Source organism: Paraburkholderia sp. Ac-20336 (genome assembly GCF_017105025.1).
Taxonomy (GTDB): Bacteria; Pseudomonadota; Gammaproteobacteria; order Burkholderiales; family Burkholderiaceae; genus Paraburkholderia.
The window spans coordinates 275,355-290,269 of the sequence record NZ_JAAGPS010000001.1; the positions used below are offsets into that span (position 1 = coordinate 275,355).

Genomic DNA, 14,915 nt, shown 5'->3' on the forward strand with positions numbered 1-14,915 from the left:
AAGGATCTCGGGAGTCGGGAATCGGCGCTCGGACGGCCACCATTGAACGTTGCCGCTCCACAGTCTGGGGCCACCAGGCCGACTGGCAAGGACGGTTACCGAGCCTCCGCCAGGCAGACCGAGCAGCATGCCTTGGCCCAGTTCAGGACCCTGATCAAAGCCCCGGTGCCCTCGCCACTCGGTTCTGCTGAATCATCGGCATTGACTCGTTCCGCCGCGACGCCGGTGCCAACGGATCGCTTCAATGGACCGTTACCCGAGAATCCCGCTTCTGTTCTAGGCAAACGCAAAACGGGTGGCAGTTTGTCGAAAGCAATCCTGGAAGGAGCGATAGATCGTAGACTGGCGAACGAAGGGTTTGCTGGGACGGAGGCCATGAGCAAGCGTCGAAGGAACCGCGGCCTGGTTCGCGTGGAGTCGGAAAATAGACGCAACGAACAGGAGGTGGGGAAGCAAATACGGATTGCGTGGTCCAAACTGTCTCCGACCGGCCGCATGGAGTTTTTCAGCAAGATGCGCGAGAACTTTCTCGAGCACATATTAGACGGAGAGCGCGCGGGCGCTATGAAAGAGCTGACGCAGCTCGCAGGGCCATTCGTTGCCAATTCGCCTTTGCCCCCCAGGCAAAAACAGAAAGAGGTCGCGAGGCTGCTCAATACAATGGCTAAACAGAATGCCTATCTGGATGACAAAGACGCACTCGACGTGTCGCTTGCTCTGGCGGAGATAGGTGCGCAACACCTTGAACCGGACAATCTCCAGGCGCTGCACGATGCAATATTCGCCGAGTGGCCGCGTGAAGCTAACGTTGCGCCGCTTGTAGAGCGGATGATTGACGACTTGCCCTTGACGACGGTGCCTATCAGCAATTTCGATGAGCTCGTCCGCAACGCGGACGATATCGCTCAACCTGAGCGGGGCAAGCTGTACAGCAAGCTTTACGGCGCCATGCGTCACATACCGGAGGAAGATCTCGACGATGCTTACGAGGTGTACCTCAATCACACAAGCGATTTACCGCACGGTGAGCTTCGGCAACTGGTCGCTGACATGCGGACACAAGCCGGACAGTGGTCTCATGAGGAGTCGCAGTCTGACGCCCTTAACCTTTTGAGTGATCTTGAAGGCGTGCTGAAGAAAGCGAGTAATCCGCGGTGAGGAAGCCGGCCGTTCCCCGAACGACAGCTTCAGCATACCCACACGAAAATACTCCCGGCACGGCATCCAACCGTCGCCGGGAGAAAGACCAATCACGATCCCTTCGCCGCCGAGACAAACTCGTTCGTATAAGTCCGGTTGAGATCGATATGCTTGCCTTTGATCGCCGGATTGATCGTCGACAGAATCTTGAGAACATTTTCCGGCCCGCCCGCAGGCATCTTTCCATCGGGCGTGTACATCGCCATGGTCGACTTCAGGGCCTGCACGTAGAGCGCCTTATCGCCGCCGTAGTAATCCTTCGGCATTTTGTCGGCGATTTCTTCGGGCGAGTGCGTATGGATATAGACCATGGTTCGGGCGATCGCGCGCGCGAGACCCGCCGCCTGTTGCTTGTGCGATGCCAGCCAGTCGGCGTTAACGTATAGCCCCGTAAAGGGGTAGATGCCGCCGAGCGCCTTCTGCGTTCCCTCGACGGTTCGCATGTCGACCATGACCGACGCATCGCCCTTCTGAAGCAGTCTCGACACGGTCGGCTCGGTCGTCATGCCCGCATCGATACGCCGCTGTTGAATGGCGGCGATGAACGAATTGTCCGCGCCAACCGGCAGCGTCGAATACTCCTTCGACGTAATGCCGTATTTGAGCGCCATGTACTGCGTAAGAAAGTCGGTCGACGAGCCCAGGCCCGTCACGCCCAGGGTCTTGCCTTTCGCGTCGGCCATGCTTTTCATCGGCGACGCCTTCGATACGACTTCGACTTCTCCCGGCACCTGAAGGAACGTTGCGATGGATCGCACTTCCTTGCCCTTGCTCTGCAGGTCGATCGTATGGTCGTAGGCGCTGGCGACGGCCTGAACGGAGCCTGACAGCAGTTCGTTTTCGGCATCGACGCCGGCCGGTTGCGACAGCAGTTCGACGTTCAGTTTCTCGTCCTTGAAGTAGCCGAGCTGATCGGCGAGCTTCGCGGGCAGGTAGATGAACTTCGAGATGCCGCCGACCATGATCGAGATGGTCGGGCTATCGTCGGCCCGTGCGGGCGATATGGCGACGAGGCTCGCAAATGCGACGGCGGTGCAGAAAAGACGTGCTTTCGGTGCGTTATTCATGATTTATTTCTCGCAAGGGTCTTCGGGTCAAAAATAGCCGGGAACCAGACGCGCTGGTTTGCCGAGGGAAACTCAATGGCTGTGATTCGGGACCGCGCCGGTCGCGTCGTCGGTGCCGGGTTCGTCGATGCGAATGAAATACGCCATCAGGAACGACGCGACCAGCAGCGCCGAGAGAAACAGCAGGCCCGGCGTTGCACTCTTTCCTGTGCCCTTGATGAATCCAATGGCGAAGGGGCCAACGAAGCCGCCCAGATTGCCCACCGAATTGATGACGGCAATGGAGACCGCCGCCGTGGACCGGCTGAGGAACAGCGTGGGGAGGGCCCAGAACGGCGATTTGAACGCGTAGAGTCCCGCGAGACTCAGGCTGATCATCACGATCGATACATAGGGATTCGTCGCGAGGCCCGCACCCAGCAGGGCGAGCGCCGCAACGCCGAGCGGGATCGCCGAATGCAGGCGTCGTTCGTTGCGGCGATCCGAGCTTCTGGACCACAGCACCATGGCGATCGTCGCCGCAAGGTACGGAATCATGGCGATGAGGCCGATCTGCGTGTGGCTCAGCGTTCTGGAGAATCCCTTGATGATCTGGGGCATCCAGTAGCCGACGCCGAGGCTGCCGCATTGATAGACGAAGTAGATGAACGACAGGTAAAGCACCTTCGGATTGGTCATCGCCTTGAGCGAGCCGAAATGCTTCGCGTGGGGGCGGGCCTTTCGATCGTTGGCGAGTTCGCCCTGCAGCCATTCGCGCTCGTGAGGCTTGAGCCACTTCGCGTCGGCGGGCCGGTCGGTCAGATAGAAGAAGCACAGAACGCCGCCGATCAGCGCGGGCGCGCCTTCGAGCACGAGCATCCAGCGCCAGCCGCTCCAGTTCAGCCACTGCGCGTGGTCCATCACCCATGTGCTGAGCGGTGCGCCGATGATGTACGAGACCGGAATGGCGGCCGTGAAGAGCGCGACCGTCGTCGCGAGCTCCCTGGCCCGGAACCAGTACGTGAGATAGACGATGATGCCGGGGAAAAATCCGGCCTCGGCCACGCCGAGCAGAAAGCGCAGCACATAAAGCTGCGTGGCGTTCTGCACGAAGGCGGAACCCACGGACACCATGCCCCAGGTCACGAGGATGCGGGCAATCCAGACACGCGCGCCGAACCGGTTGAGCATGACGTTGCTCGGCACCTCGAACAGGAAGTAACCGATGAAGAAGATGCCCGAGGCGAAGCCGAATGCCTCGCCCGTCAGCGCCAGCTCGTGATTCATCTGCAACGCCGCGTAGCCGATGTTCGCGCGGTCGATGTAGGAAATGATGTAGAGGATGAAAACGAACGGGATGATGCGCCACGTGATCTTGCGTACGAGTGCGTGTTCGTCGATTGCGGGGCTGGCTGTCATGGCTTTCTCCGCTGGCGGCCGAGTCCGCCAGGCTTCGCGTGAATCGGAAAGGTGTGTCAGGTGTGGTGCGGCGAGAACACCAGGCAGACCGGGCTGCCCGACGAGGCAACGAAGCCGGTCGGCGCGAGGCCGCCTGAGTGCGCATCGACGGAGAACACGACGATGGTGTCGCTGTCCTCGTTGAGCACGTACATGAAGCGGCCATCGGGTGTGACCGTCATGAAGCGGGGCGTCTTGCCTTGCGTGGGGACGGCATGCAGAAAGCGCAGCCGGCCATTCGACGCATCGATGCCGAACACGGCAATGCTGTCGTCACCGCGGTTCGACGCATAGACGAAGCGGCCCGTGGGATCGACTTCGATTTCCGCCGCGCGGCTATTGCCCGTGCAGGTATCCGGCAGACTCGACAGCACCTGCCGCGGCGTGAGCGAGCCGTTGGCCGCATCGTAGCCATACGCCGTAACCGTCGAATCGAGTTCGTTGACGACCCACGCATGGCGGCCATCCGGATGGAACGCGATATGGCGCGGCCCCGCGCCCTCGCGAGCCGCGACGAAGGGTGTCGCGGCGGGCGTGAGCCGGCCGTTTTCGAAGCGGAACGAGAACGTGCGGTCGAGTCCCTTGTCCGGAACGATCACGAAGCGCCCGTCCGGCGCGAACGGATTGAAGTGCGGTTTCGCCTGCTTCTGTTCGATCCGATGCGGACCGATGGGGCCGTCCAGCTGCACGAGCTGTGTGAGCGGTTCGAGCGAGCCGTCGGCGGCGATGGGCAGCACCGCGAGGCTCGCGCCGATGTGATTGGACACGACCACGTAGCGGCCGCCCGGATCGATTGCGAGATGCACGGGATTGTTGCCTTCGGTGCTCTGGCGATTGAGGAACGTGAGCTTGCCGCTCGCCTTGTCCACGCTGAACGCGCTGATGTCGCTCATGTCGCCATGCACGCTGTAGAGATGCTCGCCGTTCCGGCTCAGCGCAAGGAACGACGGGTTCACCAGGTCCTTGACGAGCTGCACGAGCGTCAGCGCGCCGGTCTGCGTCTCGACCTGATAGACGCTGATGCCGTCGCCGCGGGCGTTGCGCTCGCGCGTCGTGCGCGAACCGACATAAGCAAACAGGGGGGTCTTTTGTTTCAAAACGGTGTGCCTCGTATTGCGGGTTTCCACTGGATTGCATTTTGACTATATGAAGTGCAAAAATACAGTTATGGAAAACACCGACACCCCCCTCATCTCCCATCTCGACGCGGGCGGCGCGAGCTTGCGTTTCGTCGATCTGCCCGGCATGTTCGGCGCGCAGCTGCGCGAACTGCCCGTCGTGCTGCGCCTGCTGCTCGAAAACGTGATTCGTAATACGGATGGCGAAGAGCGCGCTCAGGCGGTCGCCGCGATCCTCGCGTGGCGCGAGCGCGCCACCAGCGAGCACGAAATCGCGTTTCAGCCCAACCGCGTGCTGATGCACGACACGACGAGCACGCCCGCGCTGGTCGACATCGCGGCGATGCGCGATGCGCTGGCCGAGGCGGGCGCGGACCCTGCCGCGCTCAATCCCGTGTTGCCGGTCGATTCGTCGGTCGATCATTCGCTCGCGGTCGAGTACTTCGGCAAGCCCGATGCCGCGCCGCGGAATCTCGCGCTCGAACTGCGCCGCAACGCGGAGCGTTACCGCTTTCTGCGCTGGGCTTCGCAGGCCTTGACGGGCGTGCGCATCCATCCGCCGGGCACGGGGATCATGCATACGATCAACCTGGAGCAGCTCGCGACGGTGGTGACGCGCGTCACGCGCGACGGCGAGCCGTGGGCCGTGCCCGACACGCTGATCGGCACGGACAGCCATACGCCGATGATCAACGGCATCGGCGTGCTCGGCTGGGGCGTGGGCGGCCTCGAAGCGCAGACGGTGATGTTCGGCATGCCGGTAATGCAGCGCATTCCCGATGTGATCGGCGTGCGTCTCACGGGCGCGCTGCGGCCGGGCGTGCTCGCCACCGATCTCGCGCTGACGGTCACGCAGCGGCTGCGCGCGATCGGCGTCTCGGGCGAGTTCGTCGAGTTCTTCGGGCCGGGCGTGTCGACGCTCAGCGCGGGCGAACGCTCGGTCGTGGCGAACATGGCGCCGGAGTACGGCGCATCGACGGGCTTTTTCCCCGTGGACGCACGTACGCTCGACTACCTGCACGCGACGCATCGCACAGCGCAAGCCGTGCAACTGGTCGAGGCGTTCACGCGCGCGGCCGGCCTGTGGTTCGATCCCGAGGCCGCGCCGCGCTACACACGCGCGATCGACATCGATCTCGCCAGCATCGGCATGCACGTGGCCGGCCCGCGCCGCCCGCAGGATCTGCTCGATTACTCGGCATTGCCCGCCGCGCTCGCGAAGCTCGGCTTCAAGCCGGAAGGCGGATCGAAAGCGCCGCACGAGCCGATGCCGCGTCACCCCGTGGCGATCGCGGCGATCACGAGTTGCACGAACACGTCCGATCCCGCCTTGCTGATCGCCGCTGGGCTCGTGGCGCGCAAGGCACGCGCGAAAGGCCTTGCGGTGCCGGCGTGGATCAAGACCTCATTGGCACCCGGATCGCCGGCCGCCGCTGCGTATCTGGAACGTGCCGGTCTGATCGACGATCTTTCCGCCGTGGGCTTCGACATCGTCGGCTATGGCTGCACGACCTGCATCGGCAACTCGGGGCCGCTCACCGAAAGCGTGCGCGCGTCGCAGGCCGAAGGCTGCATCTATCCCGTTGCCGTGCTCTCGGGCAACCGCAATTTCGCGGGACGCATTCACCCCGATCTCGATCTCGGCTTCATCATGTCGCCGCCGCTCGTGGTCGCGTTCGCCTTTGCGGGCAATGCCGAAACCGACCTGAGCCGCGAGCCCGTGCAATGCGCGGCCGACGGTACGCCGGTCCTGCTGCGCGATCTGTGGCCGACGCGCGAGGAAGTGGCCGCGCTCGTCGAGCAGGCGGCCGACCCCGAGGACTACCCCCGCGCGTTTGCCGCGGCGAGCCGCAATCCGGCATGGCACGAACTCGACGCGCCATCGGGCGCGCGCTTTCCGTGGAATCCGGCGTCGACGGCTTTACGCCGGCCGCCGTTCGCGGCCATCGATCAGGGCAGCCAGCTCGGCCACTATCGCGCGTATCCGTTGCTCGTGCTCGGCGACGACATCACGACCGACCACATCTCGCCGGCGAGCGCGATTCCGAAAGACAGCTTCGTCGCCGATTTTCTCGTCTCGCGCGGCGACGACCGCAACGACCTGAACGTGTTCGCCTCGCGCCGCGGCAACTGGGAAGTGATGATGCGTGCGGCGTTCTACAGCAAGACGCTGGTGAACCGGCTCAAGCCCGGCATGCCGGTTGCTCACACGCTGCACGTGCCGAGCGGCGAAGTGCTGCCGATTCATGAGGCCGCCAGGCGCTATGCGGACGCGGGCGATGCCGTCGTGCTCGTCGCGGGTGAACGCTACGGCACGGGCTCGTCGCGCGACTGGGCCGCGAAGGGGCAGCGGCTCCTGGGTATTCGCGCGGTGCTGGCCGCGAGCTTCGAGCGCATCCATCGCTCGAATCTGATCGGCATGGGCATCCTGCCGCTGCGTTTCGCGCCCGGCATCCATCCGGACACCCTCGCGCTCGGGCCGGGTGATATGCTCGAAGTCGCAGCGGACGCCGCCACGATCACGCCGCGCTGCACGGTGCCCGTGCGTATCGTGCGTGCCGACGGCCGCGTCGAGGCGATCGACGTGCGCGCGGCCGTGGAGACGCGCCTCGAATGCAGGCTGCTGCGTTCGGGCGGCGTAATTCCGCTGATCCTGCAGAACAACCTCGCGCGCGGCGGGGGCGCAGACTGAGCTCCCGCGCGGCGAACCTGACCGACTGAGATGATCGACCGCTCCATTGCCACCCAGATACTCGAACTGATCAGCAACGAAGGGCTCGAAGCCGGCGCGCATCTGCCCGCGCAGATGCTGGCCGACCGGCTTCGCGTGTCGCGCTCGCCCGTGAACGAAGCGCTCGCGCTGCTGCACGAGAAGGGCGTGCTGACGCGCGAGAAAAATCGCGGCTTCTTCGTGGCGCGGCCGCTCGTCGATCCCTTGGCCGACGTGGTCAGCGAACTGGGTCTCGCCGGGACCGGCATCGTGACGAGCGTCTATTTCCAGATCGCCGACGATCGCCTCAAAGGGGAACTGCCGGACGTTGTATCCGAGCAGATGATCCGCACGCGCTACGGTCTCACGGGCGCGCAATTGAGCGCGCTATTGAACCGGATTGCGCAGGAGGGCTGGGCAGAGCGCAAGCCCGGTTACGGCTGGGAATTCTCGCCCATGCTCACGACGCCCGACAGCCTGCTCAAGTCTTACCGGCTGCGTCTCGCGCTGGAGCCGGCGGCGCTGCTCGAACCCGGCTACCGGCTCGAGCGCAAGGTGCTCGAACGTTGCCGCGAGGTCGAAAAGCATCTGCTCGCGGGCGGCATCGAAACCGATACCGCCGATCAGTTGCACGAGCGCGGCGTGCGCTTTCACGAATCGCTCGTCGAGGCGTCGGGCAACAGTTTTTTTATCGACACCATTCGCCGTGTCAACCGGGTGCGCCGGCTGATCTCGTACCGTTCGATGCAGCATCGCAAGCGCTATGTGGAGCATGCCAGGCAGCATCTGCACGTGCTCGAACTGCTGGAGCGCGAGCGCAACGAAGAGGCATCCGAAGCATTACGCCAGCACCTTTTGCATACGCTGGAGGCTCTGGCGAGCATCCAGGAAATCCTCGGCTCGGCGCAGGAGGATCAACACACGGTTCAATCCGCCACGACCTTATGAATATCGATTCCGCCATCGTCAAGGCATTCGCGCCCACCGGAACGCTGCGTGCGTCCATCAATCTCGGCAATCCGATTCTCGCCAACCTGAGTCCGCAGTCGGGCGAGCCGGCCGGCGTATCGGTCGATCTCGCGCGCGCGTTCGCGCAACGCCTCGGTGTGCCGCTCGAACTCGTCGTGTTCGACGCGGCGGGCAAGTCCGTGGAGGCCGTCAGCGACGAGCGCGCGGACTTCGGCTTTTTCGCCGTGGACCCGAAGCGCGGCGAAACCATTGCGTTTACCGCGCCGTACGTGCTGATTGAAGGGTTCTATCTCGTACGCGAGGCTTCGCCGATCCGCTCCAATGCCGATGTCGATTATCCGCATAACCGGGTGGCGGTCGGCAAGGGCAGCGCCTACGACCTGTTCCTCACGCGGGAACTGAAAGCCGCGCAGATCGTGCGTGCGCCGACTTCGCCCACGGTGGTCCAAACCTTCCTCGAACAAACGCTTGAAGTGGCCGCCGGCGTCAGGCAGCAACTCGAAGCCGATGCCGCGAAAACCAGCGGACTGCGCTTGCTCGACGAGCGTTTCATGGTGATCCGGCAGGCAATGGGCGTCGCAAAGAGCCGGGGAGAACGGGCGGCCGAGGAATTACGCGAGTTTGTCGAAGAGATGAAACGCAGCGGGTTCGTCGCGCAGGCACTGGAACGCCATCGCATTGCAGGCGCTTCGGTTGCGCCGCTCGAATAAACGACGGCTTCCGGGGAAGAGGAGGGAATTGCCTCTGAAAAATCGGCCCTGAAACATGGCTGTTTTAAGGCAGATTCGAAATGTCGCTATGACAACGGGTTATTAAGCGACCGCCAGAAATGGCGTCGATTCTCGCCAGGCCCCGTGCAGCAAGCTTCTCAGGCTCATGGGGCGGCGCGCGCGGTTGCGCCGTCGAGGAACGCGGCGCCGTGGCGGGCGCCGGCCGCAACGTGACATTTCGGTATACTCACGGACTTCTTCTAAAACGATTTGTCGCGGCTTTTCGCCCGCGCAGCGACCGCCCGGTTGACCCGCCAGCGGTGTGCTGTGCGCACGCGATGGGCGCGTCCGTCTCCGCTCATCATGTCCGATCTATCCACGCCGTTCGGCGGCGCGCCCCGCCGTCTCGTCAACATCAATCCGAAGCCGCTCGTCGTCGCGCTCGCGCTCGTCGTGATCGGTGCCGTCTATCTCGCGCAGACCGTCAGCGTGACGCAGGCCGCGCTGTACGTCCTCGGCGCGCTGCTTGGCGTCACGCTCTATCACGCCGCGTTCGGCTTTACGTCCGCATGGCGGGTCTTCATCGCCGACGGCCGCGGCGCCGGCCTGCGCGCGCAGATGCTGATGCTCGCAATCGGCGTGCTGCTGTTCTTCCCCGCGCTGTCTGCCGGCACGCTGTTCGGTCATCCGGTTGTCGGCGAAGTGTCGCCCCCCGGCACCTCGGTCGTGATAGGCGCGTTCATTTTCGGCGTTGGCATGCAGCTCGGCGGCGGCTGTGCGTCCGGCACGCTGTACACCGTCGGCGGCGGCAGCACGCGGATGGTGGTCACGCTGATCGCGTTTATCGTCGGCTCGGTGGTCGGCACCGCGCACATGCCGTTCTGGTCCGCGCTGCCGCATCTCCAGCCGATCTCGCTCGTGAAGACGCTCGGCGTCGGTCCGGCGATCGCGCTGAATCTCGTGGTGTTCGCGGCGATCGCCGCGCTGACCGTGCTGATCGAGAAGCGCCGTCACGGCCATCTCGTGAGCGACGTGGATCGCGCGCCGAACGCGTCGCCGTGGCTGCATGGCCCGTGGCCGCTGCTCGCCGGTGGTGTCGTGCTGGCGATCCTCAACTTCGTGACGCTCGCGTTGTCGGGCCACCCCTGGGGCATCACGTCGGCGTTCGCGCTGTGGGGCGCCAAGGCGTTCTCCGCGCTGGGCATCGACGTCGCAAGCTGGCCGGTGTGGAGCACCGGCCCGAACGCGGCCGCCCTGGCCGCGCCGATCAGCCACGACGTGAAGTCCGTGATGGACATCGGCATCGTAATCGGCGCGATGGTTGCCGCTTCGCTCGCCGGCCGCTACGCGCCGGTATGGCGTCTGCCTTTGCGCTCGCTGATCGCCGCCATCGTCGGCGGGCTGCTGCTCGGCTATGGCGCGCGCCTCGCGTATGGCTGCAATATCGGCGCGTATTTCAGCGGTATCGTGTCGGGCAGCCTGCATGGCTGGCTCTGGCTCGTCGCGGCATTTTTCGGCAACGTGGTCGGCACGAAGCTGCGTCCGGCCTTCGGGCTCGCGGTCGAGCGCGTGAAGCAGACGGGTTGTTGAGCGGGCGGCTGCGACCTCTATTTGCCGGTGTAATCAGGAAGGCAACGCGTGACGCGTTGCCTTTTTTTATGCCTCGGCCGTGAACGCAAAGGCGTCATGCCGTTCGGCTCGTATTGCCGTTCGCAATGACGTCATTGATTCCATTGCATTGCGTGCATGACGCGGGAATCGTATCGTGGTCTCACTATCACGGAGACCCGCATGAAGATCGCATTTCTGGGAGCCGGTGCGTTAGGTTGCGCCATCGGCTCCGCACTCACCGAAGGCGGCCACGAGACGTGGCTGGTCGACCGCTTTGCGGCGCACGTCGAGGCCATGTGCCGCGACGGCCTGCAAGTCGACGACGCCAATGGCTCGCGCCGCGTCAAGGTCCGCGCCACGATGAACCCCGCCGAAGTCGGACCGGTGGACCTCGTTATCGTACTGGTCAAGTCCTTCCATACCGATTCGGCGATGCGCGGCGCGCTCGCCCTCGTCGGTCCCGACACGCTCGTCCTGTCGTTGCAGAACGGCCTCGGCCATGAGGACGTGCTGAGCGAGATCGTCGGCCGCGAGCGTGTGCTGGCGGGCAAGACCTATGTCGGCGGCGTACTGAAGGCACCCGGACATATCGAGTCGGGCGTGAGCGGAAAACTGACGATCATCGGCGAACTCGACGGCCAGGTGACGGAGCGGGTCCGCGCCATCGCCGATGCGTTCAACAGCGCCGGCCTGACGACCATGGTCAGCGACAACATCCTCGGCACGATGTGGGACAAGCTGTTGATTAACGTCGCGACCGGCGCGATCACCGGCGTTACCGGTCTGACGTATGGGCAACTCTACGAAGAGCCGGTTCTGAAAGCGACCGCGCTGGCCGCGATCGAAGAGGCCATGGCCGCGGCGAAGGCCGCCGGCATTCGTCTTTCGATGATCCGGGCGGAAGAGGCGTGGACGCTCGCCGCCGAAGGTTTGCCGCTTGCCTTCAAGACCTCGATGCTGCAAAGCCTGGAAAAAGGTTCGGTTACCGAAATCGACTTCATCAACGGCGTGGTCGTGCGCTGGGGCCAACGTCTCGGCGTGCCGACTCCTGTTAATTCGACGCTCGTGGCATGCATCAAGGGCATCGAACGGGCCATGACCGATCGCCAGAAAGCAGGAGCGGCGGCATGAGCGGCACGAAAGCGTATCTGGAGCACGTCGCGATCTGGGTGAAGGATATCCAGTGGCATATCCGCTTCTTCGAGGAAGTCCTCGGCATGACGATGCGCGAGGTGGACGGCACGCGCGAGGCGCCGCGTCAGTACTGGACGCTCGGCGGCTTGCAGTTCATTCACGAGCCGCGCTTCGACGGGCCCGAGGGCCGGCTCGGCCATCTCGGCGTGATGTGCGAGGACCTCGAGGCCGCGCTCGCCGCGGCGCAGGCGTTCGGTGTCGGCGAAATGCCGCAGGGACGCAACTGGCTGCGCTTGCCGGACGGGCTCGCGGTCGAACTCATTCAGGCCAAACCTGCCGCGTGCGTTGCGCAGGCGCTGGCGATCAATCCACGCGCGGAGGCGTAAAGCATGAGCACGATCATCGAAAAGTACTGGGACGACGCGAAGGACGGCGACGAGTGCGTGAGCCCGACCTATACGGTCACGAAAGAACGCATTCTCGCCTACGCCGATCTGACCGGCGATCACACGCCGGTGCATGTGGACGAGGCCTACGCGAACGCGAGCCACTTCGGTTCGATCGTCGCGCACGGGCTGTTCGGGCTGTCGATTGCGGACGGCCTGAAGACGCAGAGCGACTACCGGTTCCTGCCGGGCATGTCGCTCGGCTGGACCTGGGATTTCCTGTTGCCGATCAAGGTCAACGACGTCCTGCACGTCAGGTTTCGCGTGAGCAACATGCGCGCGAGCAAGAGCCGTCCGGACTGGGGCATCGTCGTGCTGCCGTCTGAGCTGATCAATCAGGACGGCCAGGTGGTCCAGCGCGGCGAACATCGCCTGATGGTGCCGCGCCGCCCGGGAGCGAACTGATGCAGGCCCGTCCTCTCGAAGGTATTCGCGTCGTCGACTACAGCCACTTTCTCGCCGGTCCCTATGTGGGCCGCTGTCTCGCGGCGCTCGGTGCCGAAGTCATCAAGGTCGAGCGTCCCGGCAGCGGTGACGCCGGCCGGCAGCATGCGACCCTCCTCGACGACCAGCAAAGCGCCTACTTCCTGCAGCTCAATATGGGCAAGCGCGGCGTCAGCGTCGATATGAAAGATGCGCGCGGCAAGGAGTTCATGCGGCGCCTGTGCGATTCGGCCGATGTATTTATCGAAAACTATCGACCCGGCGCGCTGGACAAGCTCGGCCTCGGCTATGCCGCGCTGTCCGAGCGTAATCCGGGCCTCGTGTACTGCTCGATCTCGGCATACGGCCATACAGGACCCGACGCGCATCGCGCGGGCTTTGGCCTGATCGCCGAGGCGAAGAGCGGCATCATGCAGATGATCGGCAATCCCGGCGAGCCGCCCCCGCTGATGCGGATTTCGCTCGGTGACATGTACACGGGCATTCATGCGGTGGCCGCGATCAACGCCGCGTTGCTCGGCCGCGTGAAGAGCGGCCGCGGCCAGCATATCGACATGGCGCTGTACGACACGCTGGTGTCGATGCACGAATACGCGGTGCAGTGCTACACGATGCAGGGCGTGCTGCCCGAGCAGACGGGGCACGACATGCCGACGTCGACGCTGTATGGCGTGTTTCGCGCGGCCGACGGCGATCTCGTGATCGCCGCGCAGGTCGACGATTCGTGGGCGCGCTTCGCTGCGCTCGTCGAACAGCACGGCGGTCCGGCCGGCTTCGGTGCCGACGCGAGATTCCACGCGCTGAACGGACGCAACGCCCATCGCGAGGACATCCTCGCCGTCGTCAAGCCGTGGGTGGCCGCGCGGCCGGTGGCCGAGGTGCTGGCGCTGCTTGACGGAGTCGACGTGCCATGCGCGAAGGTTCAGCGCATCGACGAGGTGGTTGCCGATCCGCAGATCGTCGCACGGGGCATGGTGATCGAACAGGACCATCCGCGCTTCGGAAAACTGCGTCTGCCGAACCTGCCGTTCCGTTTCTCCGACTGCGATACGTCGATCCGCGAAGTCGGCCCGGACCTCGGTCAGCACAATGCTGAAGTTGCACAGTCGCTGGGTTTCGACGCTGCGCAGATCGACGCCATGCAGGCCGACGGCGTGCTGTTTTCGAAGAGGGCTGCATGATGGCTGATTTATATGCGGTGATCGGCCATCCGATCGGACACACGAAATCCCCGCTGATCCACGGCCTGTTTGCGCAGGAGACCGGGCAGGACATCACCTATACGGCGATAGAAGGGCCGCTCGAGCCGGCCGGCGCGTTTGCCGAAACGGTCAGGGCGTTTATCGCCGCGGGCGGCAGGGGCTTGAACGTCACCGCACCGTTCAAGCTGCAAGCCTTCGCGATGGCTGACGAGCGCAGCGAACGCGCGGCGCTTGCCGGTGCCGTGAACGCGATGAAGTTCGAAAACGGCCGGATCGTTGCCGAGAATTTCGACGGCGTCGGCCTCGTGCGCGACATCGAAGTCAATCTGAACCGGCCGATGGCGGGCAAGCGCGTGCTCGTACTGGGCGCGGGTGGCGCGGTGCGCGGCGCCTTGCTGTCGTTTATCGCGGCGCGGCCGGCGGAGCTGGTCGTTGTGAACCGGAACGTAGTGAAGGCCGAGGCGCTGGTGGCGCAAGTCGCAACGAGCTGTCCGTTGATCGCATGCGGTTACCGGGATCTCGATGCGATGGAGCCGTTCGACCTCGTCGTGAACGCGACGTCGGCGAGTCTTGGCGGTCACTTGCCGCCTGTTTCGCCCGGCGTATTCAGTCCGGCTGGTGGCGCGTACGAACTCGCCTATGGGAAAGGGCTCACGCCGTTTCTGCGGCTTGCGCGCGAGGCGGGCGTGCAAGGTATCGCCGACGGTGTCGGCATGCTGGTCGAACAGGCGGCCGAAGCGTTCGAATGGTGGCGCGGCGTTCGTCCGCAGACGCGAGCAGTGATCGACCGGCTGACCGTGCCGCTCGATTGACGCTGATCCGCGCGACGCCGGCTCCATCACGTTTAGCACTGGCGAGCCGGCGCGC

At 64.4% G+C, this 14,915-nt stretch carries 13 protein-coding genes; 10 read left to right on the top strand and 3 right to left on the bottom strand.

Going from position 1 to position 14,915, the window contains the following annotated elements; all coding sequences use genetic code 11:
• The first annotated feature begins 132 nt into the window (after nt 1-132).
• Complete coding sequence (locus tag GXB81_RS01210; RefSeq protein WP_205988081.1) at nt 133-1,158, top strand: hypothetical protein; 1,026 nt, start codon at nt 133-135, stop codon at nt 1,156-1,158.
• 92 nt (nt 1,159-1,250) lie between these two features.
• Here the strand turns inward: GXB81_RS01210 and GXB81_RS01215 are convergent, their stop codons facing one another.
• From GXB81_RS01215 to GXB81_RS01225, 3 genes are all read right to left on the bottom strand, one after another.
• Nucleotides 1,251-2,267, bottom strand: coding sequence for an ABC transporter substrate-binding protein (locus GXB81_RS01215; RefSeq protein WP_167281391.1), 1,017 nt, complete (start codon nt 2,265-2,267; stop codon nt 1,251-1,253).
• Between the two features lie 72 nt (nt 2,268-2,339).
• Entirely contained in the window at nt 2,340-3,665 is a 1,326-nt protein-coding gene (locus GXB81_RS01220; protein ID WP_167037467.1) for an MFS transporter, read from the bottom strand.
• A 56-nt stretch (nt 3,666-3,721) separates the two neighbouring features.
• Entirely contained in the window at nt 3,722-4,831 is a 1,110-nt protein-coding gene (locus tag GXB81_RS01225; protein ID WP_346777763.1) for a lactonase family protein, read from the bottom strand.
• 40 nt (nt 4,832-4,871) lie between these two features.
• Between GXB81_RS01225 and acnA the strand changes: the two genes are divergently transcribed.
• The 9 genes from acnA (at nt 4,872) to aroE (ending at nt 14,860) form a co-directional block, all read left to right on the top strand.
• Nucleotides 4,872-7,514: an aconitate hydratase AcnA gene (acnA, locus tag GXB81_RS01230; RefSeq protein ID WP_205988082.1), complete on the top strand. Its 2,643-nt coding sequence runs from the start codon at nt 4,872-4,874 to the stop codon at nt 7,512-7,514.
• Between the two features lie 30 nt (nt 7,515-7,544).
• Nucleotides 7,545-8,480 carry a GntR family transcriptional regulator gene (locus tag GXB81_RS01235; RefSeq protein ID WP_167281388.1) on the top strand — a complete coding sequence of 312 codons (936 nt, stop codon included), beginning with the start codon at nt 7,545-7,547 and terminating at the stop codon, nt 8,478-8,480.
• Nucleotides 8,477-9,211 carry an ABC transporter substrate-binding protein gene (locus GXB81_RS01240; RefSeq protein WP_167281386.1) on the top strand — a complete coding sequence of 245 codons (735 nt, stop codon included), beginning with the start codon at nt 8,477-8,479 and terminating at the stop codon, nt 9,209-9,211. The genes GXB81_RS01235 and GXB81_RS01240 overlap by 4 nt, the downstream gene beginning before the upstream one ends.
• Before the next feature lie 363 nt (nt 9,212-9,574).
• Nucleotides 9,575-10,801, top strand: a complete 1,227-nt coding sequence (locus tag GXB81_RS01245; RefSeq protein ID WP_205988083.1) for a YeeE/YedE family protein — start codon at nt 9,575-9,577, stop codon at nt 10,799-10,801.
• 201 nt (nt 10,802-11,002) lie between these two features.
• Complete coding sequence (locus tag GXB81_RS01250; protein WP_205988084.1) at nt 11,003-11,953, top strand: ketopantoate reductase family protein; 951 nt, start codon at nt 11,003-11,005, stop codon at nt 11,951-11,953.
• Nucleotides 11,950-12,342: a VOC family protein gene (locus GXB81_RS01255; protein ID WP_167037450.1), complete on the top strand. Its 393-nt coding sequence runs from the start codon at nt 11,950-11,952 to the stop codon at nt 12,340-12,342. The genes GXB81_RS01250 and GXB81_RS01255 overlap by 4 nt, the downstream gene beginning before the upstream one ends.
• A 3-nt stretch (nt 12,343-12,345) precedes the next feature.
• Entirely contained in the window at nt 12,346-12,807 is a 462-nt protein-coding gene (locus tag GXB81_RS01260) for a MaoC family dehydratase (RefSeq protein WP_167281381.1), read from the top strand.
• Nucleotides 12,807-14,027 carry a CoA transferase gene (locus GXB81_RS01265; protein ID WP_167281379.1) on the top strand — a complete coding sequence of 407 codons (1,221 nt, stop codon included), beginning with the start codon at nt 12,807-12,809 and terminating at the stop codon, nt 14,025-14,027. The genes GXB81_RS01260 and GXB81_RS01265 overlap by 1 nt, the downstream gene beginning before the upstream one ends.
• A complete protein-coding gene (aroE, locus tag GXB81_RS01270; RefSeq protein WP_167037998.1) occupies nt 14,027-14,860 on the top strand; it encodes a shikimate dehydrogenase in 834 nt (277 codons plus the stop codon). The genes GXB81_RS01265 and aroE overlap by 1 nt, the downstream gene beginning before the upstream one ends.
• Nucleotides 14,861-14,915: the final 55 nt, after the last annotated feature.

Coding starts and splice junctions, on each gene's coding strand:
- GXB81_RS01215 (WP_167281391.1), bottom strand. CDS start 2,267: ATGAATAACGCACCGAAAGCACGTCTTTTCTGCACCGCCGTCGCATTT.
- GXB81_RS01220 (WP_167037467.1), bottom strand. CDS start 3,665: ATGACAGCCAGCCCCGCAATCGACGAACACGCACTCGTACGCAAGATC.
- acnA (WP_205988082.1), top strand. CDS start 4,872: ATGGAAAACACCGACACCCCCCTCATCTCCCATCTCGACGCGGGCGGC.
- GXB81_RS01235 (WP_167281388.1), top strand. CDS start 7,545: ATGATCGACCGCTCCATTGCCACCCAGATACTCGAACTGATCAGCAAC.
- GXB81_RS01240 (WP_167281386.1), top strand. CDS start 8,477: ATGAATATCGATTCCGCCATCGTCAAGGCATTCGCGCCCACCGGAACG.
- GXB81_RS01245 (WP_205988083.1), top strand. CDS start 9,575: ATGTCCGATCTATCCACGCCGTTCGGCGGCGCGCCCCGCCGTCTCGTC.
- GXB81_RS01250 (WP_205988084.1), top strand. CDS start 11,003: ATGAAGATCGCATTTCTGGGAGCCGGTGCGTTAGGTTGCGCCATCGGC.
- GXB81_RS01255 (WP_167037450.1), top strand. CDS start 11,950: ATGAGCGGCACGAAAGCGTATCTGGAGCACGTCGCGATCTGGGTGAAG.
- GXB81_RS01260 (WP_167281381.1), top strand. CDS start 12,346: ATGAGCACGATCATCGAAAAGTACTGGGACGACGCGAAGGACGGCGAC.
- GXB81_RS01265 (WP_167281379.1), top strand. CDS start 12,807: ATGCAGGCCCGTCCTCTCGAAGGTATTCGCGTCGTCGACTACAGCCAC.
- aroE (WP_167037998.1), top strand. CDS start 14,027: ATGGCTGATTTATATGCGGTGATCGGCCATCCGATCGGACACACGAAA.